This window comes from Myxococcus vastator, assembly GCF_010894475.1.
Classification (GTDB): Bacteria; Myxococcota; Myxococcia; order Myxococcales; family Myxococcaceae; genus Myxococcus; species Myxococcus vastator.
In genome coordinates, this window is record NZ_JAAIYB010000120.1 from 1 (window position 1) to 19,371 (window position 19,371).

Here is a 19,371-nt window from a genome sequence, read left to right on the forward strand (position 1 = left end):
GCCCCGGACCGCACCTCGCCGGAGCTGGGCCCGGACGGCCTCCCCCAGGTGTCGCTGCTGCGCCGCGGCGTGGAGCGCTGGCAGGCCGGCCACCCGTGGATCTACCGCGCGGACCTCAATGGAGACCCCGGGTTGCCCGGCGGCGAGGTGGTGCGCGTGACGGACACCCGGGGGTGGTTCCTGGGCAAGGCCTTCTATTCGAAGCACTCGAAGATTTCCCTGCGCTGGCTCTCCTTCGACGACGTCGCGGTGGACGCGGACTTCTTCCGGGAGCGGCTCCTGGCCGCGGACCGGCTGCGCCAGCTCGCGCTCCCGGGGGAGAAGACGTACCGGCTGGTGCATGGCGAGGCGGACGGCCTGCCCGGGCTCGTGGTGGACCGCTACGGCGACTTCCTCAGCGCGCAGTTCCTGGTCCCCGCCATGGAGCAGCGCAAGGCGCTCATCGCCGACCTGCTCCAGGCGCAGTTCAACCCGCGTGGCATCATCAACCGCTCCGACGTGGGCGTGCGCAACCTGGAGGGCCTCACCCCGGAGAAGGGCGTGCTGCGCGGCGAGCACCCCGGCCCGGTGTCCTTCGACGAGGGCCTGGTGAAGATGCGCGCGGACCTGCTGGAGGGCCAGAAGACGGGCGCCTTCCTGGACCAGCGCGAGAATCACGTCATGGCGGCGCACTACGCCCACGGCGAGGCGCTGGACTGCTTCTCCTACGTCGGCGGCTTCGCGCTCCAGCTCGCCACGCGGGCCCGGCACGTCACGGCGATTGAAATCTCCGAGGCGGCCTCGGCGCAGCTGCGGGAGAACGCCGCGGCCAACAAGCTGAGCAACCTGGACGTGGTGGTGGCCAACGCCTTCGACTTCCTCCGCGACGCGGTGGACGACGGCAAGCACTTCGACACCATCGTCCTGGACCCGCCCTCCTTCGCGAAGAACAAGGACGCCATCCCCGCCGCGGTGCGCGGGTACAAGGAAATCAACCTCCGCGCCATGCAGCTGTTGCGGCCCGGCGGCATCCTCATCACCGCCAGTTGCACGTACCACGTGGACGAGCAGGCCTTCGAGGACATGCTCGCCTCCGCCGCCGCGGACGCCCGCCGCCGCGTGCAAATCATCGAGCGCCGCGGCGCCAGCCGGGACCACCCCGTGCTGCTCAACCTGCGTGAGACGCGCTACCTGAAGTGCTTCGTGCTCCGGGTGCTCTGAGGCCATGCCTATGCGGACGCGGGACTGGGACGACGAGGAGGACGACGCGCCCCTGGGGGGCACCCGCGAACGGGAGCGCGCGCTGAAGGAAGTGCGCGCCGTCTACCGACAGGCGGACGCGGCCTACGCCCCCTACTCCTGCCCGGCCAGCGGCGAGTGCTGCCAGCTGGCCGTCACGAAGCGCCAGCCCTGGCTGTGGCAGCCCGAATGGGAGCTGCTGTCCCGAGCACGCCCGCTGCCGCCGCCTCGCGCGGACGGCGGCTGTCCCTACCTGGACGCCACGGGCCTGCGCTGCTCGGTGTACGCGGACCGGCCCTTCGGCTGCCGGACCTTCTTCTGCCAGCGCATCCAAGGCCCCACGCGGCAACCCGCGGAGACGGTGGCCACCCTGCTGGAGCGGCTGGAGCGTGTGTCCCAGCGCGTGGCCCCTTCGCTGAAGGCGCCGCGCCCCCTGTTGGACTGGCATGCGGAGGCCTGGCACGCGACCACGAAAGCTTGAATTGCATCTTTTCAATTCAAGCCTATGCAGGAATTCAAGGCGCGAACGTCCCGTTGATACACAGAAGTGATGAATCACGCATGACCCCAGGAGTGGGAATGACGCTGGGAGTGGTATGCCAGGGGTGGGCGCTCTCGCAGGTGAAGGACGCGGTACGGGTCCCCTGGCCTTCTGGAGTTCCCTGGACACCTCGGAAAGCGCCGAACCCTTCATCGTGATTTCTCCTCGCTGGCTCGTCGCACCGCAGGAATTCAAGGGAACACTGTCCGCCGCGGAAGCGGCCGAAGCCATGGCTCGCGGCCTCCGCGAGTCCTCGCCGGAGGTGGTGCTGGACGTGGCGCCGCTCGCGGATGGCGGGCCGGGCACCGTGGAAGCGCTGCTGACGGGCCTGCGTGGCGAGCGTCGTCAGCAGGTGGTGCGTGGGCCGCTGGGCGCGCCCGTGGAAGCGCACTGGGCCCTGGTGGAGGACGGACGCACCGCGGTGGTGGAGATGGCCGCCGCGTCCGGCCTGTCGCTGCTGGCGCCCGAGGCTCGCGATGCCTTGAAGGCGTCCACCTACGGCACGGGCGAGCTGATGCACGCGGCGCTGGAGTCGGGCTGCGAGCGCCTCATCGTCTGCCTGGGCGGCAGCGCCACCACGGACGCGGGCACGGGGGCCCTCAGCGCCCTGGGCTTCCGCTTCCTGGACGCGCGGGGACAGCCGCTTGCCCCGGGAGGCGCGGCGCTGGCCCAGCTCGCCCGCGTGGACGCGAGCGGCCGTCATCCCCGCCTGGGCGCCGTGGAGCTGCTGGGTGCCACGGACGTCACGTCTCCCCTGCTGGGGCCAGACGGAGCCGCGCGGCTCTTCGGTCCGCAGAAGGGCGCGGACGCGGCCGGCGTGAAAGCGTTGGAGGCGGCGCTGGCACACGCGGCCACGGTGCTGGGGGAGACGTCCGCGGGCTGGCCCGGGGCGGGCGCGGCGGGCGGCTTCGGCTTTGGCCTGCAGGCCCTCGCGGGCGCGCGCCTGGTGCCCGGCTACGAGCTGGTGTCACGCGCGCTGGGCCTGGAGCGGCGCGTGTTGATGGCGGACGTGGTGCTCACCGGCGAGGGCCGCTTCGACCGTCAGACGGCGCTGGGCAAAGGCCCGGGCGGCATCGCCCGGATGGCCCGCGAGCAAGGCACGCCGGTGGTGCTCTTCGCCGGACAGGTGCAGCGGGATGAGGGCCTGGCGCTGGACCTCTTCCATGAGGTGGTGGAGTTGAGCGCCCACGCCCAGCCGGGCGAAGCGGCCTCGAAGGTGCTGTGCGAGGCCGCCGCGCGTTGGGCCGCCCAGCGCCTCAAGGGACGCTGAGCTGGGCCGTCACTTCGAGCCGGGCTTCGCCGGTGCCGTGCCCGCCAGCTTCCAGTGCACCAGCGCGTCCTTCGTCCCGTCATACATGACGAGCGACGGCGCCCCGCCCGTCCACAGCAGCGCCGCGCCCTTCTCCGGGACGGCGCCCAGCGCCAGGGGCGGCTTGAAGGCCGCGCCCACCTGCTGCACGTACAGGTGCGGGTTGCGGCCCGCGCTGTTCAGGACGCGGTAGTAGAGCCAGTCGCCCTCGGGTGACAGCGAGCCCAGCGTCACCGATTCACCCGACGCATAACGCGCCAGCCGCACCGTCACCGCGGGCGCGCCTTCCCACGACACGCGCCAGATGCCGGGGTCCTCGGGCTTCTCCTTGCCCTCCTCCCGCTTCGGCGCCACGTCACGGCCCAGGGCCACGAGCGCCACCGGCAACGAGGGATGCAGACGCAGCGACTGCACCGCGAGGCCATCCACCGCCAGCTTGCGCAGCGCGAGCGCCAGCGGGTGCTCCGGCTGGGGTTTGGCCAAATCCGGCCCGTAGAGCTCCAGCGACGCGCCCGGCTTCTGCACCGCCACCAGCCCCGCGCCCGCGTCCCACTTCACCGCGCCGACGACGGAGCCCAGCTCCAGCGAGCCCTGCTGCACGCGCTTGTCGCCGTCCAGCCGCCAGGTGCGCAGCCGGAAGTCGATGCGGTCCTCGGTGACGTAGTGCGTGGTGTCCTCCAGCTCCACCGCCACCACTTGCGGTGTGTGGGAGACCCAGGCGCCCCGGCTGGCCACCTCTTCCAGGCGCCCGGCCATGGACCACGTCTTGGCCAACTGCCACTTGAGGTCGTACAGCACCAGCCGCCGCGTCTGGAGGTACGCCAGGTGCGTGGGTGACGGCGGCAGCATCGCATGCAGCTCGCCCCCGGACACCTGCTCCAGGTACTCGTCGTCCACCTCGACGCGGCGCACCTCGGGGCCGGACAGCTCCAGCCGCCACAGCTTGTCGTTCAGCGTGAGCACCGCCACCGAATCCGGCACGGGCGCCGGAAACACGAGCGCCACCTGGTTCCAGGGAAACGGCGAGGCCTGACGCACGGGCGCCGCGGGCGCGGGCAGCCCGGGCGTCAGCAGGAAGGGGTCCTTGTTGGGCTCCATGGGCGGGCGCTCCTACTTCGCCTTCGTGGTCGCGGAGAACAGCATGGGGCCGCTGGCCAGCCCGCCCGCCTTGTCAATCTCCTCCAGCGGGTGCTGCAGGCGCATCAGCGTCGTGAAGTTGTCCTCGAGCTTGTCCACCGGAGCGCCCGTCACCTTGAGCTTCTCCTGGAGCGCCTTGAGGCCCTCCTTCATCTTCGGGGCGACCTCCATCATGCGGTAGTAGCGCATGGGATTGACGATGGCGAACTGGGTGAAGAGGTTCACCTGCGTCGGCAGCTCCTTCTGGATGAACTCCAGCCCGCGAATCGTCCGGCTGTACCAGGCCGCGTACTCCACGGGCTCGGCGGTAATCATGTACCAGTCGGTGCCGAACATGACCTTCTTCAGCATCCACGGACTGGACTTGAGGATTTCCGCGAGCAGCTTCCACTTCTGATTCTCCATCAAGTCCAGATAGGAGATGTCCGTGTAGAAGTTGGGGAACTCGTTGCACAGCTCGACGATGGAGCCAATCCAGCTCTTGTCGTACTGGACCTTCTGGCTGTCCTGCTTGACGGTGAGCCCCTTGCGGAAGTCCCAGAAGGTGCCGTCGCTGGCGAAGTGCGCCAGACACAAGCGCAGCTTCGGATTGTCATTGAGCACCGGGCGCCACGCCTCCGGGTGCACGTAGTTCTCGTAGAAGTAGCGCATCCGGCCCGGATTCAGCAGCTTCTCCTTGGCCTCGATGGCGTCCTCCACGCCGTTGCGCGCGCGGCGGAGCACCAGCGGGAGGTAGCTCTTCCAGCTCGCCTCCAGCTCCGTCACGTAGTCGCGCGCCTTGGTGATGTTCGCGTCCGCGGCGGCGATGGCCTCCTGCGAGGGCCAGTACTTCGGGTCCTTCCGGATGGCCTCGTCCGGCTCATGGTCCAGGTAGAAGCGCCGCTCGTGCGTGTAGAAGCCCGACGGCGTGCAGTGGGTCATCAGCGGGATGTCCTTCGACGCGCACTCGGAGAAGAACCAGCTCAGGATGTCCTTCGCCGGCGCGTGGCGCTCCTTCGGCATGTAGCCCTGCGGGCTGTACATCTTGAAGCCGATGTAGGGCGCGGCCTGGGAGGCCGTCACCACCTTCTTGAAGGGCGCGGCCTTGTCGCCGTTCTTGATGAAGCGGCGCGGCTCGAAGTGATACATCGGCAGCAGCCGGAAGGGGTGCTCCGCCGTCACCTGCTCGGTGTGCCGGAGTTGCCGGCTCCACGTCTCATGGAGGTCCGCCTCGTCGGACTTCGCGACAATCTTCTCACCCAGGTCGTCGGACTTCGTGCGCCAGCGGTAGGTGATGCCGGGCCCGGACTCCGTCTCCTCCTCGGTGTAGATGGGGTCGCCCTGGTAGCCAGCCAGGTGGCAGTAGTCCATGTCCATGGTGAGGACGATGGACATGCCCAGGTAGGAAGCGCTGGCCTCCGCGTGGCCCTGCGTGGACGCATAGGCCCGCAGGGGCGCGGGGATGGTGTACTCCTCCACGTTGCCCATGCCATCCGCGGCGTAGCCGGTCCGGTCCTGGGCGAGGCTGTCATTGGAGCGCACGGCCTCTTCGCCAATGCGGTGCGTGTCGCGGTGGGACACATCCCCGATGTCGGGCGCGAACGGGATTTTCGCCGCCCAGAAGCCCAGACGGTTGATTTTGGTGCGGCTGGTGCCCGTGCCGATGAGGAAGCCCAGGCCCTTGTCCTTCATCATCTGCACCAGCGCGGGCATGGGCGTGCAGTTGCCGCTCATGATGTGCATGTGCGCGTCGAAGTGGACGGGCGGCAGGGTGAGCGGCGTCCCCGACGTGGCGATGAGGTTCTGCGGCCCGCCGGCCGTCACCTGGTTCTCCGGCATGTCCGGGATGATGACCCGGTCATCCGCCTTCACCTCATTGGCGCCGCGCGTGGCGCGCAGGCCTCCGTTGTCCGGATGCTCGTAGATGAGCTTCCATTCCTTGAACCCGTACTTCTGCGCGATTGAGTCGGGGGAGTCCCCGTCCTTGACGACGTACGTTTCCATCGCTGGCCTATCCGAAATGGCGCGTGTGCCCGCGCGGGCAGGTACGGCTCAGGAACCCTTGTTGATGCGGCCTGACATCTCCGGGAAGACGATGCGGTAGTCGCCGGGCGGAACCTTCTCCACCACGCCCTTCCCGCTCCCGTCCACGCGGCCCTTCTTGATGCTGCCGTCGGGCATGTGCAGCTCGAAGGGCTGGTCCTTGATGGGCTTGCCGTCCACGCCCTTGAGGTTGAACTCGACGTTGACGGGGTCCGGGTCCTTGAAGTGCTCCAGCGCCTTCGCCTCGCGCGAGTCGCTCTTGAGCGAACCGGCCGCCTCCATCTTCACCTTGCCGCCCTTGATCTTCACTTCCTTGCCGTCGACGGTGAGCGTCTTGAGGGCGAAGGTCACCTTGCCGGACTTCTCCATCTTCAAGATGAGGTTGTCCCCGACGAGCAGCGAGAAGGTGTCTGCCTTCAGCTCGAACTTCTTGGCCAGGCCCGCCATGGCCTCGGTGACGTAGATGCCGGTGGTCTTCCCGATGTCCTCTTCCCAGTCCTTGCCGATGGTCAGCGTGAGCTGGCCCTTGGTGCGCAAGTCCCAGTCCGCGCCGACGTCCACCGTCTTGTCCTTGGCGACCGTCTCCTGCCGCGAGCCCAGCACGTGCTCGGTGTGCGCGGCGGCGACCTCGAGGCCGCGCGCGCCGCCGGTGGCCTCGTTGTAGGCCAGCGCCACGTTGACGCTGTAGACGCCGCCAATGGTGGTGGCCTTCGCGGCGCCCACGTTCTCCATGGCCCCCTGGAGCACCAGCGCGGTGAGGTTGCCTCCCACCGTCATCGTCTGGTTCCCCTCCACTTCCTCGTCGTGGGACAGCGTCGTCCGGGTGGAGCGGTTGCCCTGCACCAGCAGCGTCTGGTTCTGCTCGACGACGCCCACGTCGTCCAGGCCCACGCGCAGCTCCTGGTTGCCCTCCACCGTGCGCTCGCGGTCCTTCTTCACCAGCAGGTCCTCGAAGCCCGTCACCTGCTGGTCCTTGTCATTCTCCGTCAGCAGGTCCTCGTCCTTCTGCGCGTGGGTGAAGACCTCCTCCTGGCCCGCCGCGTCCTCGACGCGGACCTCGTTGAAGCCGTCGCTTCCCAGGCTGGAGGCGCTCTTGCGCGTGGACTTCGTCTTCTCCGCGGGCAGGCCATACGGCACCGTGTTGGTGCCGTTGTAGACGGCCCCCGCCACCAGCGGCCGGTCCGGGTCGCCTTCTAGGAAGCGCACCACCACCTCCTGGCCAATTCGCGGCAGCCACACGTCACCCCAAGCCGGGCCGCCCCACGGCTGGCCCACCCTCACCCAGCACGACGACTTCTCGTCGCGCTTGCCCTCCCGGTCCCAGTGGAACTGCACCTTGATGCGCCCGTGCGCGTCGGTGTGAATCTCCTCGCCCGCGGGGCCCACCACCGTGGCCGTCTGCGGGCCCGCGAGCTGCGGCAGCGGCGTCAGGCGCCGGGGCCGGTAGGGCACCGCCTTGGGCAAGAGCTGGTACTGGTTGCGGTACAGGCCCTGAATCGCCTCGCTGCCCGCGCTGACGTCCGGCTGCGTCCCCGAATGCACCACCTCCGTCACCAGGTACTCGCCCGCGAAGGTGCCGTCCTCCGGGGACAGCACCTCCAGCAGGTACCCGGGCGTCAGGCGCGGCGCCACGCCCTGCCCCATCAGCGTGCGCCCGCCCATGCTCGCCGCCTCCGTGCGCACGTTGGTCGCCGCCTTGCCCACGCCCGGCGCCACGTAGCCCGCCGGGTAGTCATAGAGCTCCAGCTCCGTGACGCCTTCGGGCGCCTGCGCCTTGCCGGAGATGTCCAGGCTGGGCTTCTCGAAGTCGTAGTCCTTCAGGTGCACGGCGCCGGGGCGCAGCCGGTGCACCACCTCCAGCGCGGAGAGGTACTCGCCCTCCACCACCTCCTTGCCCAGGCTGGGACGCAGCGGCAGCTGCAGGCCCTGCGGCAGCGGCGCGTGCGTGCTGGGCTTGTCTCCCAGCACCAGCGTGTGCCCGTCCTCGGCGTGCTCGAAGAAGTAGAAGATGCCCTCCCACTCCATGAGGCGGCTGAGGAAGGCGAAGTCGCTCTCCCGGTACTGCACGCAGTACTCGCGGGGGGCGTAGCTGCCGGACAGGGCCAGCCGCGTCTTCACGCCCGCCTCGCTCAGGACGGCATTGAGGATGTCCGGCACCGACTTCTGCTGGAAGATGCGGCTGCGGTGGTGCTGGGTGAGCCGCCACAGCCGGGGCACCACGTGCGCCCGGTAGCGCCGACGGCCCGTCTTCATGCCCAGCGACTCCACTTCGCGGACCCAGCCATGCACGTAGCGCGGCGCGCTGTCTCGGATGGCGAGCGTGAGCAGCGCGTCCTGCTCCAGCAGCTCGCTGGTGGCGATGGGCTCGCCATCCTTGGCGAAGAAGTCCACCCGGAAGTCGAACAGGTGGCTCAACGCCTCGGTGCCGGAAAGGCCCGAGACGCTCAGCACATCAGCGCCATGTGAGCCGAGCTGCACCGTGAACGCAGGCGGATTGAACTGAGCGGCCATGACTCCCCCTTCACCGACGCGGAGGTCCCCAGCCTCGCCGGGAACGAACGGAAGATTCTACCACACGCGGGGTACGTGGGCGCACTCGCGCGGAATGCCGCCCGGCTACCCCTCCAGCGGGTCCGAGGTCCGGACCACCCGCATCCCCGCCGCCTGGAAGTCCCGGAGGGCCTCCTTCGCCAGCCGGGGGAAGTCCAGCGAGGCGGGCAGCGGCTCCAGGGGGGGCGCCGGCACCGGACTCATGGCGTCCTCCAGGATGTGGATGCGGCCCATCTTCGACGGGTCCGTCCGTTCAATGTGACGCCGCAGGTCCAGCAGCGTGTTCAGCACGCAGTGGGAGCTGGCCTGGCCGAACACGTAGACGCGGTCGAAGGACATCAGGTGCTCGAAGAGGCGCGTATTGAAGGCCCCGACCTGCTGCCCCTTCACCTCCGTCACCTCGGGCGACAGCACGGAGTAGTTCTCCGTGAGCGGGTGCTCTCCCTTCAGCTCGAAGTGCGTGGGCACGTCGCGCACCAGGGCGTGGAAGAGGCTCGCCTCGAAGACGGACGGCACCAGCGCGTGGCTCAGGCCGCCCAGCATCGCGTGGAAGGGCCAGACGGTGAGCACGTACCGGCCGCTGGCCTCCAACTGCTCGCAGTAGGCCAGGCTCTCCTCGTGGGAGCGCGTGGCCCGCCACCGGCCGGAGCGCACCTCCGACGCGGTGATGGCCGTGAGCGGCGGCGGCGGCCGGCCCTCCGCGTCCCGCCACCAGGACGGATGGAACACGTGGTACGCCCGGTGGGTGTCCAGCGAGAACACCAGCTCCGTCACCCGGTCCAGGTTCGAGTAGAGCCAGCGCAGCGCGCGCTGGGTGTCCTCCACCGCGCCGGGCACGAAGAGGCTGGCGCCCGGCGTGCAGAAGGCCACCTGCACGTCGATGCCGAACGCGGCGATGCGCGTCCCGTCCTCGCGCGCGGGGCGGATGCGGTGCTCCGCCACGTAGCGGAGGGCCTCCTCCGCCACCTCCGCGCCACGCTCCAGGAAGAGCTGGCTGACGCGGGCGTCCTCGTGGAAGCGGGGAATGGGTAGGGGCATGTCGGCCTCAGCGCTGCTGCTGGGGGAAGTGGCGGCGGTGCAGCGCATCCACCAGCGCCTGCGTCGCGGCGGTGTAGGCCACGCGCGCCTCGGCCGCCGGCTCCCGCGCCCCCACCAGCGACGGCGTCTCCGGCGCGCTCTCCATGAGCGGGATGTAGCCGTCCGGAACGGGCTCGCCCACCTGGCCCACCAGCCCGATGGGCCCCGAGCCATGGCGGCGGCGGAAGAGGACGGGCTCGCCGGGGATGCTCTTCTTGCCCTCGGCCAGCTCGTTGCCGAACTTCATCACCGGCGTGTTGCCCGTGCGCGACAGCTTGTAGATGGCGGCCACCTTGTCCCGGGTGAGCGGGCATTCCATGGTCCGCGCGACGATGTGGCCGCCGTAGCCGTAGAACTGGGCAGACGGCTCCCAGCCCACCTGCCGCCGCAGCTCCTCGAACTCCCGCGTGGCCTCCGCGTCCAGTCCGTCCTCCAGGATGTTGACGGGGCGAATCCCCAAGTCCCGCGCCCGCGTCACCGCGTAGAGGTACTGGAGCTTCTTGTTGCCGGAGTCGAAGCGGATGGAGTCGTTGTTGCCGGGCTCCTCCTGGATGAGCTGGAAGGCCGCGGGGATTCCGGACGTGAGCGTGTCGAAGGTGTCCAGCAGGTAGCTGGAGCGCTGCGGCCGGCGCTCGCGCATGGCGCGGAACGCGGCCTCATCCGAGCCATAGCGCTGGATGTGCTCGTGCCCCATGGTGCCCACCGGGGCCATGCCCAGCTTCGCCGCCCCATCCACGTTGGAGGTGCGCGTGACGCCGGCGTCCTTGCAGCTTCGCAGCGCCAGCTCGTGCTGCTCCAGACAGGTGGCCGCGCGCAGGCCCACCTCGAAGATGCGGGACGGGTCCTCGACGATGTCCACCAGCTCCTTGACGGTGGCGAAGACGCGCCTGGCGTAGCCCTCCGCGTCCACGGTGATGGGCACCGCCTTCACGCCCACCGCGTCGAGCGTCTCCAGCGCGATGGCCTTCTGCGCGTCGCACGTCACGGTGGCCAGCGCGCGGGCCAGCGCGTCCCGGTCCGACAGCGCCAGGGTGGCGACCTGGATGCGGAAGTTGAGCTGGAGCAGCAGCGGCTCCACCCAGGACACCAGGGCCGACGGGCCCGTGAGCGTGAGGATGGGCTCGCGCGGGTAGAAGAGCGCGCCCTTGGGGATGGCGCGGATGCTGAGCTTCTCACGGCGGAGGATGGCCGCCTTGAACCCCACGCCCATCTCATAGTCGTACCGGCCCAGGTAGTCGTAGTCCTCCGCCCTGGGCTCCGGGATGAGCGACTGGACGAAGGCCGCCACGTCGAGCGGCATCACCTGGAGCCCCCCCCGCCGGTGCGAGTAGTAGAACGTTTCCCGACGAAGCGGCCAGCCAGCCTCCGCCATGCTGAACTTGTAGCCATCCGTCGCGAGCAGCGAGGTCGACATCCTGGGGTCCTTCCTCCGATGTCATGAAGAGTAAACGCGTCAGGGTTGCGTTTCCTAATCGCCCCTCGTGGATTCCCCGGGCATGACGTGAAAGCGGGGTTAAATGGAGGCGCATGTCCCGTGAGCCCACCAGACGCCTGCTGCCAGCGCTCGTCGCGAGCCTGGGCGTGCATGGGCTCTTGTGGCTGGCCTTGGAGGGCGGAGCGCCCATCACGCGGCCACCTCCGCCTGACTTGCCACCGGCCCTTGAATGGGTCGACGTGGAGGTGGCGGAGGAGGCCGCCCCTCGTGAGCCGCCGGCGCCTGCGGACAGCGCCCAGGTGCCCCCTGCGGCGGAGGCAGCCGCGAGGGCGAAGGCTCCGGACCGTCGTATCGCGGAGGCACCACCCGGGCGGGCCGCGGAGCCCCCTCCGGAGCCCGCCTCGCCGCTCAGAGCCACCGGCACTCCGCCGCTGGAGCGCGACCCAGCGCCTGCCCACGCGAGCGCCCAGTCAGCCCACGACGCGCCCGTCGCCCAGGCGGACGCGCAGCCTGAACGTGACGCGGGAGCTCCCGACACGGCGCCGGCAAGCCCCCGCTTCGCGGACGCGCCCCTGGCGGGCACACCTCCCACGGACATTCCCCGCGCCAACGCCGCCCCGGGCTCGCGGCTGTTGCTCGCGGCCCGTCAGGTCACCGCGCTTCCAGGAACGCGCCCCGGCGTGGCGGCGGAGCTCGACGGCGGCGTCGTGGACCCGCATGCGCCGCCTTCGGCCCAGGCCCTGGTGGAAGAGCTGGTGTCCGAAAGCGTGGGCCGAGGCCGGGTGGAGCGCGGGCTGGTGCACCCGTACTACGGACAGCTCGGCAAGGCACTGATGAAGGCGTGGGACGCCGACCGCGCCGTGAAGGAGCACGGCCTCCAGGGCTACTTCGACATGGGCATGGAGCGCGGACGCGCGTACTCGCGCATCTGGATGGAGCGCGCGTCGGACTACGGCGCGTCGGGCTCGTTCGCCGCGAAGAATGGCCCGGGAGAGGACCGGCGCAGGCCGCTCAGCACGGCGGGAGACCCCACGCTCAATGCCCGCCGCGAGCTGCGCCAGCAGATGCGCCAGGAGTTCCGCACCACGCGCCGTGCCCTCATCCGCGTCATCCAGGACACGAAGGGGAACCTCGTGGACGTGCACCTCCTGGAGCCCAGCCACGAGCCCCAGGTCGACAAGGAGGCCCTCAAGGACGTGCGCGCCATGGCGGAGAAGCTGCCCCCGCCGCCGGACGAGGCCGTGGGCGGCCGCGCGCGGCTCAGCAGTGTCTGGGAGTTCGAGCTGCTCATCTCCATCAGCCCGCCCGTCCCCACCTTCAGCTTCGAGTTCGACGAAGCGCTCGGCTTCATCGACGCCCGCCTTCCGCTGGACCGCCGCATCTACAAGCGCGTGCGGCTGGTCGAGGTCCGCTGAGCCGGCTCAGGACGCGCGGGACTTGCGCGCCGCCTTCGCCTTGGCCTTCGCGGGCTTGGCGATCTTCGCCTCCACCGCCGCGCCACGCACGCGGCCCGAGCGCGCCGTCGTGGTGACCTGCGGGCCGTAGAGGCGCGCGTAGTCCTTCATGCTGCGCTTGATGACCTCGAGCGCCTCCGGCTGGTCGTAGACCTCGGCGATCTCCACGCTGCGCTTCCCCTCACCGGGAATCTGCTTGTAGGTGAGGAAGTAGTGCTTGAGGCGGTCGAGCAGCGCGCGCGGGAGCTGCGCGATGTGCTGCAGCTCGCCGTACACCAGGTCGGACTCCAGCACCGCGATGATTTTGTCGTCGGCCTCGTCGCCGTCGACCATGCGGAAGCCGCCGATGGGAATCGCGCGCACCAGCAGGTTGCCGCTGGAGATGACCTTCTCCGTCAGCACGCAGACGTCGATGGGGTCCCCGTCGCCCTTGATGTCCTTCCGGCCCGTGCGCTCGGCGCAGCGCTTCGCCACCAGCTCGTCGCAGTACGTCTGCGGGATGAAGCCGTAGAGCGTGGGGCACTGGCTGCTGAAGCGCTGCGGGCGGTCCAGCTTGAGGATGCCGGACTCCTTGTCCAGCTCGTACTTCACCGCGTCCGTGGGGACGATTTCGATGTACGCGGTGACGATTTCGGGGGCGTCCTCACCCGGGGTGATGCCGTGCCACGGGTGCGCCTGGGAGGTGGTCTGGATTGGCTTCTTCATGGCGTGTCTCCCGAGCGCTTGCAGGCCTCGGCATAGAGTTCTGCGACCGCGTCCTCCAACTGGCGCGTCAGCGCGTCGCGGTCCTGCATCGTCAGTCCCTGGGTGGAAATGGGCTTGCCCACCATCAGCGCCACCCGCTGGCCCCACCGCACGGCCCGGCCCCCCTTGGGAAGGATGAGCCGCGTTCCCGACACGGCCAGGGGCACCACCGGGACGCCCGCCTGGATGGCCAGCGCCGCGGCGCCCTTCTTGAACGGCCGCAGCCGCCCATCCGTGCTGCGCGTGCCCTCCGCGAAGAAGAGCACGCTCACTCGCTCCCGCAGCGCCGTGACGGCCTCCGACAGGCGGGCCCTGTCTCCCCCGCCGCCGGTGCGCTCCACCGGGATGTTGCCCGCGCGCCGGAGCGCCGGCCCGAAGACGGGGATGCGGAACAGCTCCGCCTTGGCCACGTAGCGCGTGTGCTTGCGGATGTGGGCGAAGTTCACCAGCGCGTCGTAGTGCGACTGGTGGTTGCTCGCGAAGACGACGTGGGTGTCGGTGGGGAGGTTCTCCAGCCCCACCACCTCATGCCGCACGCCCGCGGACGCCAGCACCGAGCGCGCCCACAGCACCAGCACCCCGTCCGCGTCCCGGGCGTCCCGCAGCGACAGCGCCGACACCACGGGAGACAGCACACCGGTGATGCCCACCGCCGCCGTTCCAGCAAAGGCCGTCTGCAGGAGCTTGCGAATCAAACGAACTCGTGGGCGGGGAAGAGGAGCACGTCCGAGATGCGCTGGACCCCGAGCAGCAGCATCAGGATTCTGTCGAGCCCGACGGCGATGCCCGCCGAGGGTGGCATTCGCCCTACCGCGTCGAGGAACCGCTCGTCCAGAGGATACACGGCCCGGCCCAGCTGGCGCCGCAGCGCCTGTTCTTCTGTCAATCGGGCGCGCTGCTCCACGGGGTCCGTCAGCTCGGAGAACCCGTTCGCCAGCTCCAGCCCCTTGGCGTACAGCTCCACTCGCTCCGCCACCGTGGTGTCACCGGGCTTCAGCCGGGAGAGCGCCGCCATGGACGCCGGGTACTCAATCAAGAAGGTGGGCCGCTCGTGGCCCAGGCCGGTCTCCACCTTCTGGAGGAAGAGGTGGAAGAAGACGTCGTCGAACGTCTCCGCGTCCCCGGTGCGCACCCCGGCCGCCTCCGCCGCCCGCTTCAACGACGGGCCGTCCGCGTGCTGGCGGAGGTCCACCCCGGTGGCGCGCAGCACCGCGTCACGCACCGTCAGGCGCTCGTAGGGGGTGCGCGTGAAGAAGGCCGGGTCCGCCCCGGGCTCCCCTTCCGTCGCGCCGCGGCCGGCCTCCGCCAGCGCCCCTTCCAGGTCATCCATGATGGCGTGGTAGTCCGCGTGGGGCCGGTAGAACTCCAGCATCGTGAATTCCGGATTGTGGGTCGGGGAGACCTCCCCATTCCGGAACACCTTGCAGAGCTGGAACAACGGCCCGGCCCCGTCCGCGAGCAGCCGCTTCATGGCGTACTCGGGGCTGGTGTGCAGGTAGAGCGTCCGCGCGGAGCCCACGTCCGTCTCCGGGATGAAGCCGGCCTCGAACGGGTTGATGTGCGGCTCCATCCCCGGGGTGGGGATGAGCAGGGGCGTCTCCACCTCCAGATAGCCATGGGCGGCGAAGAAACGTCGCAGGGCGGAGTAGAGGGACTGGCGTCCCCGGGCGGCCCGCCATTGAGAAAGATTGGGCATGGGCAGCGCGCAAGTAACATGAGGAGCCACATGCACCCAAGGATTCCCCTGCTGCTGGCCTTCGCCTGCTGCCTCACTGCCTGCCCCAAGGGCCCGCCCGCCGATGGCCGGCAGGTCCTCTCCGAGCAGCAGCAGCTCGAGGCGGACGTCAGCGCCATGTCCTCGAAGGCTGAAACCCTCCTCGAAGCCCAGAGCCGCCTGGTGTGGGACTTCTGGACGGCGGGCCGCCACGTGGACGTCGCCGCCACCTACGCCGGACAGGAGGCGCTCTTCACCATCGAGAACATCCGGAGAATCGACCGGCTGCGCCAGCTCACGGACGACGCCCGCGAGGTGCGCGCCCTCACCGCGCTGCACTCGCACTTCGCCGGCGAGTACCTGTCCCACGCGCTGGCCGAGTTCAACGACGCGGCCGCCAACCTGGAGGCGTCCCTCACCTTCCCCGTGGACGGGAAGGACGTGCGCTACCGGGATTTGGAGCGGCTGCTCGCCAACGAGCGCACGGTGGCGCGGCGCCGGGCCCTGTACGCCGCGGCCACGCCCGCGATTGAGCGGCTCAACCAGACGCTGCGCCGCCGCGAGGAGCGCGCGGACGCGCTGGTGCGCGAGCTGGGCTTCGCCTCCTACGAGGCCTTCGGCAGCGAGCTGCGGCAGGCGGACCTGGGACGGCTGAGCGTGCTGGCGGAGGAAATCCTCCAGGCCACGCAGGCCCCCTACCGCGTGGTGATGGAGCGGCTGAGCCAGCGCGAGCTGGGCATGCCATTCAAGGACATCACCCGCGCGGACATCCCCCGCCTGTTCCGCTCGCGCGAGGTGGAGGACGCCTTCCCCAAGGGCGAGTCCCTGCTCAAGGCCCACGGGACGCTGTCCGGCATGGGCCTGGACCTGGGGGAGCTGTCCAACGTCACCATCGACGCGCGGGACGTGAAGACCAAGAGCCCGCGCCCGCTGGCGCTGGCGGTGCGCGTGCCCTCCGACGTGCGCATCTCCTTCAAGCCGGGCACGGGCGTGCTGCACCAGGCGCGCGTGCTCCACGAGTTCGGCCACGCGCTGCACGCGGCCTTCACCACGGAGACGCGCTTCGAGCTGGCGCGCCTGGGCAACCCCACCGTGGGCGAGGCCTACTCCGCCCTCTTCGAGGACCTGGCCGAGGACCCGGTATGGCTGGAGGAGCACGCGGGCGTCAGCGGCGAGCAGCGCGCGCAGTACCTGGCCGCGTCCAGCGCGCACAAGCTGTACCTCATCCGCCACGCCGCGGGCCGGCTGCTCTACCAGTTGGAGCTGCACCGCCGCGTGGAGGCAGACCCGAAGGCGCTGTACCGCGAAATCATGTCGCGCACCGACGACATCCCGCTGACGGACGAGGACACCGAGCGCTACCTCGTGGACCAGGAGGACTTCTTCCAGTCCGCGGACAGCTTCCGCGCGTGGTTCCTGGCGGGGCAGCTCCAGGCGCAGCTCAAGGCGCGCTTCGGCCCCGCGTGGTGGCGCACGTCGAAGGCGGGCGAGTTCCTCAAGACGCTGTGGGCCAAGGGCAACGGCCTGTCCGCGCGCGAGGTGGCCCAGGCCATCGGGGAGAAGGGCATCGAGCCGGACGTGCTGCTGCTGCGGCTGGGCACCACGCTCCAGGTGCCCATGAAGCTCAACCTCGAAGGCGTGGAGGACGCCATCCTCCCCGCCGCGCCCGGGCTGGAGGACTTCACCCAGCCCCCGCCCGCGCCGGGGCTGGAGGACTTCAGCGCGCCCCCCGCCCCGCCCGCGCCGGCGCCCTAGAAAGAGCCGAACGCCGCTTCCAGGTGCTGGCGCACGTACGTGGGCCGCTGCGTGGCGTAGTCACGCATCGCGTCCACGTAGTAGCGCCACGACTCCATGGACACCGGATAGCCCCAACGCTCGATGTGCGCGGGCATCTCCGCGGCGACCAGGTCGGTCAGCGCCGCCAGGCGCGCCGTCACGCGCTCCTCGCGGAAGGTGTTGTCCAGGTGCCACTGGAAGCGCGACACGAAGCGGCGCTTGAAGTCCGCGTTCGTCATCAGCTTCCGGATGAGCACCACGGACCACTCCGGGAGCGTCTCATCCGTCAGCACCCGGGCCAGCGCGTCGTAGTCCGCGCCGCCCAGGAAGGCCCCGTCCAAGTCGTAGAGCAGCCAGCGCCAGCGGCCGTCCGTCGCGGCGGGCCCCTCGGCAGTTGGCTCCACGTAGCGCCAGAACTTGACGTTGTTCTGGGGCCAGTCGGGGTTGGCGAAGAAGATCTCCGCGATTTGATAATCGATGAAGTCGTCCACATCCATCATCGACTCCACGTGGGCCAGGTTCTCCGGCAGCGAGAGGTCATTGCTCCGGACGAAGTCCAACAGCGCCAGGTAGTGCGACTCGTCGCCTTCCTCGCCCGTGTCGAGCACCCCGTTCAGCTCCAGGATGGCCACCTTCTTGCGGTCGATGCCGTGGCGCGACGCGAGGTAGTACTCGTCATACCGCTCGCGCAGCTCATGCAGCCCCCAGTACTCGCCGTTGAGGTACAGGACGGTGGGGCGGCAGGCCTGCAGGTGCAGCGCCGTCTCCCGCAGCAGCCCCTGGAGCGCGCAGTCGCGAATCTTGGAGTACAGCAGGTCCTGGCCCGACGTGCGGACGATGAGCCGCGTGTACTCGCCCAGCCTCTCGTCGGGGAACACCGCCGCGCGGAACGTCTTCGGCCCGTAGTCCTCCTTCGCGTACAGGCGCAGGCTCTTGTGCGGCAGCGCCGCGCTGCCCGAGCCGTGGATGCGCACCCCCGCCCCCTGCGAAATCACCGGCTGGCCGTCCACCTCGAACCACTCCACGTGGAGCGGGCGCTCCCAGTCCTTGCCGCTCTGGTGATAGTTGCCGTTGCCCCATATCCAGTCCGGCAGGGGGTCCTCCGCGTGAATCCGCCCGGGGACGTAGATGCCGTGCTCGAAGCCGAAGAAGTGCTCCGCGTCCACCGTCAGGGACATCACCGGCAACGGACCATGTGAGCTGTCGATGAGATAGCTCCGCGTGCCGGAGGCGCCCACGGGCGTTGCGTCCTGGAACTGCTGGAACCGCACCACCGCGGCGCGGCCCACCGGCCCGCGGGGCGGCAGCCACCGCCAGTCCACCGGCGTCTCCGGGGGATTCGTGGGAATGAGTGACAGGGGCGCGGGCTCGCCCGCTGAGCGCATCAGGACCAGCGGCGAGGTGTAGCGGGGCGAGTCGGCTGTCGGCGTCGAACCATCCAGCGTGTAGCGCGTCGTCGCGGACTCGCTCGTGGGCAGCGTCAGCAGGGACGCGGCCTGATAGAGCGCGTGCGGCGTGTCGAAGTCCAGCGGCTGGAGCGCCAGCGACGCGCGGGCCGGCGTGCCTGAACCGTCATGCGCCACCACCTCGATGGAGTGCATCCTCGCGGCGGGCAGCCATTGGATGCTCCACTGGTCACCGTGCACCTCGGCCCAGCCGAGCAGCACGCCGTCCACGTAGACTTCCACGGCCTTGATGTCACCCTGACCCTGGATGGTGCCCCGCAGGAGCCCGGTCGCGTTGTCCATGCCGTCGATGGACACGTACGGAACGGACTGCTCTTCCCGCGGACCTTCGATGGGCGCGGCCGGCGGAACGTCCTCACGGCAGGCGACCAGTGAAACCGTGAGCGCCCACAGCGCCGCGCGGGACTTGTAACGAAACGTCCTCAATGCCTTGTCTCCCTGGGAACCAACGGCCAGCATGGCTGGCACGGGGACGTCCGGCCCGCGGGGATACACCCCTCCCGCGACACGTCCCATCCGCGCCCGTGCTCGGCGCACGCCTTCCGAGCCCCAGGTGAGGCGCCCCGAAACGCACACCGCACGACGACCGCGGCGCCCCCTGTGTAGCGCAGGGAATGGTTGAGGTCCATCCAGCCCCGGTACACGTCGGGGAACGCACGAGAGCCCCCGCCCGGTGTCGGACGGAGGCTCTGGGTACCGCGTGGGTGCACGAAGCGGACTACAGGAGCTTCATCAGCTCCGCGCGCTTCGCGTTGTACTCCTCGTCACTGAGGACGCCCGCGTCCTTCAGCTCCTTGATTTCCTTCAGGCGCTGCGCGGGGCTGCGCGTGTCCGCCGGGGGCGCCGCGGGCGCGGGCTCCGGGGGCCGCTGCTGTTGCGGCTGCTGGTTCATGAACTGCTGGGCCATGCCGAAGCCCATGCCCATGCC

At 69.9% G+C, this 19,371-nt stretch carries 15 protein-coding genes; 5 read left to right on the plus strand and 10 right to left on the minus strand.

Going from position 1 to position 19,371, the window contains the following annotated elements:
* The 3 genes from G4D87_RS14400 to G4D87_RS14410 form a co-directional block, all read left to right on the plus strand.
* A partial coding sequence (locus G4D87_RS14400; RefSeq protein WP_240358281.1) for a class I SAM-dependent rRNA methyltransferase occupies positions 1–1,200 on the plus strand: 1,200 nt, incomplete at its 5' end.
* A gap of 10 nt (positions 1,201–1,210) precedes the next feature.
* Positions 1,211–1,699 (plus strand): YkgJ family cysteine cluster protein, encoded by a 489-nt coding sequence (locus G4D87_RS14405; protein ID WP_163782652.1) that lies wholly within the window; start codon positions 1,211–1,213, stop codon positions 1,697–1,699.
* Between the two features lie 214 nt (positions 1,700–1,913).
* Complete coding sequence (locus G4D87_RS14410; protein WP_163782639.1) at positions 1,914–3,029, plus strand: glycerate kinase; 1,116 nt, start codon at positions 1,914–1,916, stop codon at positions 3,027–3,029.
* A 9-nt stretch (positions 3,030–3,038) separates the two neighbouring features.
* Here G4D87_RS14410 and G4D87_RS14415 read toward each other — a convergent pair whose 3' ends face one another.
* The 5 genes from G4D87_RS14415 to G4D87_RS14435 all read right to left on the minus strand — a co-directional run bounded on the left by G4D87_RS14415 (position 3,039) and on the right by G4D87_RS14435 (position 11,268).
* The gene (locus G4D87_RS14415) at positions 3,039–4,166 is read right to left on the minus strand and encodes a hypothetical protein (RefSeq protein WP_163782640.1); all 1,128 of its coding nucleotides are present in this window, start codon (positions 4,164–4,166) and stop codon (positions 3,039–3,041) included.
* Positions 4,167–4,178: 12 nt separating this feature from the next.
* Positions 4,179–6,188, minus strand: coding sequence for an amidohydrolase family protein (locus tag G4D87_RS14420; protein WP_163782641.1), 2,010 nt, complete (start codon positions 6,186–6,188; stop codon positions 4,179–4,181).
* A 48-nt stretch (positions 6,189–6,236) separates the two neighbouring features.
* The gene (locus G4D87_RS14425) at positions 6,237–8,738 is read right to left on the minus strand and encodes a type VI secretion system Vgr family protein (RefSeq protein ID WP_163782642.1); all 2,502 of its coding nucleotides are present in this window, start codon (positions 8,736–8,738) and stop codon (positions 6,237–6,239) included.
* Between the two features lie 105 nt (positions 8,739–8,843).
* Complete coding sequence (locus G4D87_RS14430; RefSeq protein WP_163782643.1) at positions 8,844–9,815, minus strand: nicotinamidase; 972 nt, start codon at positions 9,813–9,815, stop codon at positions 8,844–8,846.
* A gap of 7 nt (positions 9,816–9,822) precedes the next feature.
* Positions 9,823–11,268, minus strand: a complete 1,446-nt coding sequence (locus tag G4D87_RS14435; RefSeq protein ID WP_163782644.1) for a nicotinate phosphoribosyltransferase — start codon at positions 11,266–11,268, stop codon at positions 9,823–9,825.
* A gap of 113 nt (positions 11,269–11,381) precedes the next feature.
* On the opposite strand from G4D87_RS14435, the gene G4D87_RS14440 reads away from it, so the two are divergent.
* Positions 11,382–12,704: a TonB C-terminal domain-containing protein gene (locus tag G4D87_RS14440; protein WP_163782645.1), complete on the plus strand. Its 1,323-nt coding sequence runs from the start codon at positions 11,382–11,384 to the stop codon at positions 12,702–12,704.
* Between the two features lie 6 nt (positions 12,705–12,710).
* On the opposite strand, the gene G4D87_RS14445 is transcribed toward G4D87_RS14440, so the two are convergent.
* The 3 genes from G4D87_RS14445 to epmA are packed head-to-tail and all read right to left on the minus strand — an operon-like array spanning position 12,711 to position 15,183.
* Positions 12,711–13,448, minus strand: coding sequence for an inorganic pyrophosphatase (locus G4D87_RS14445; protein ID WP_163782646.1), 738 nt, complete (start codon positions 13,446–13,448; stop codon positions 12,711–12,713).
* Complete coding sequence (locus tag G4D87_RS14450) at positions 13,445–14,182, minus strand: lysophospholipid acyltransferase family protein (protein ID WP_163782647.1); 738 nt, start codon at positions 14,180–14,182, stop codon at positions 13,445–13,447. The genes G4D87_RS14445 and G4D87_RS14450 overlap by 4 nt, the downstream gene beginning before the upstream one ends.
* A complete protein-coding gene (gene epmA, locus G4D87_RS14455) occupies positions 14,179–15,183 on the minus strand; it encodes an EF-P lysine aminoacylase EpmA (protein WP_163782648.1) in 1,005 nt (334 codons plus the stop codon). Before epmA ends, G4D87_RS14450 begins: the two co-directional genes overlap by 4 nt.
* A 30-nt stretch (positions 15,184–15,213) precedes the next feature.
* On the opposite strand from epmA, the gene G4D87_RS14460 reads away from it, so the two are divergent.
* Positions 15,214–16,956 (plus strand): chromosome segregation protein SMC, encoded by a 1,743-nt coding sequence (locus tag G4D87_RS14460; protein ID WP_205507581.1) that lies wholly within the window; start codon positions 15,214–15,216, stop codon positions 16,954–16,956.
* Here G4D87_RS14460 and G4D87_RS14465 read toward each other — a convergent pair.
* Both G4D87_RS14465 and G4D87_RS14470 read right to left on the minus strand, forming a co-directional pair.
* Positions 16,953–18,869 (minus strand): CotH kinase family protein, encoded by a 1,917-nt coding sequence (locus tag G4D87_RS14465; protein ID WP_240358282.1) that lies wholly within the window; start codon positions 18,867–18,869, stop codon positions 16,953–16,955. The genes G4D87_RS14460 and G4D87_RS14465 overlap by 4 nt on opposite strands.
* 292 nt (positions 18,870–19,161) lie before the next feature.
* On the minus strand, positions 19,162–19,371 hold a 210-nt coding region (locus G4D87_RS14470; RefSeq protein ID WP_163782650.1), incomplete at its 5' end, for an SHOCT domain-containing protein.

Excerpts from the sequence above, each read along its gene's own strand:
- G4D87_RS14405 (WP_163782652.1), top strand. The coding sequence starts at position 1,211 with ATGCGGACGCGGGACTGGGACGACGAGGAGGACGACGCGCCCCTGGGG.
- G4D87_RS14415 (WP_163782640.1), bottom strand. The coding sequence starts at position 4,166 with ATGGAGCCCAACAAGGACCCCTTCCTGCTGACGCCCGGGCTGCCCGCG.
- G4D87_RS14420 (WP_163782641.1), bottom strand. The coding sequence starts at position 6,188 with ATGGAAACGTACGTCGTCAAGGACGGGGACTCCCCCGACTCAATCGCG.
- G4D87_RS14425 (WP_163782642.1), bottom strand. The coding sequence starts at position 8,738 with ATGGCCGCTCAGTTCAATCCGCCTGCGTTCACGGTGCAGCTCGGCTCA.
- G4D87_RS14430 (WP_163782643.1), bottom strand. The coding sequence starts at position 9,815 with ATGCCCCTACCCATTCCCCGCTTCCACGAGGACGCCCGCGTCAGCCAG.
- G4D87_RS14435 (WP_163782644.1), bottom strand. The coding sequence starts at position 11,268 with ATGTCGACCTCGCTGCTCGCGACGGATGGCTACAAGTTCAGCATGGCG.
- G4D87_RS14440 (WP_163782645.1), top strand. The coding sequence starts at position 11,382 with ATGTCCCGTGAGCCCACCAGACGCCTGCTGCCAGCGCTCGTCGCGAGC.
- G4D87_RS14445 (WP_163782646.1), bottom strand. The coding sequence starts at position 13,448 with ATGAAGAAGCCAATCCAGACCACCTCCCAGGCGCACCCGTGGCACGGC.
- epmA (WP_163782648.1), bottom strand. The coding sequence starts at position 15,183 with ATGCCCAATCTTTCTCAATGGCGGGCCGCCCGGGGACGCCAGTCCCTC.
- G4D87_RS14460 (WP_205507581.1), top strand. The coding sequence starts at position 15,214 with ATGCACCCAAGGATTCCCCTGCTGCTGGCCTTCGCCTGCTGCCTCACT.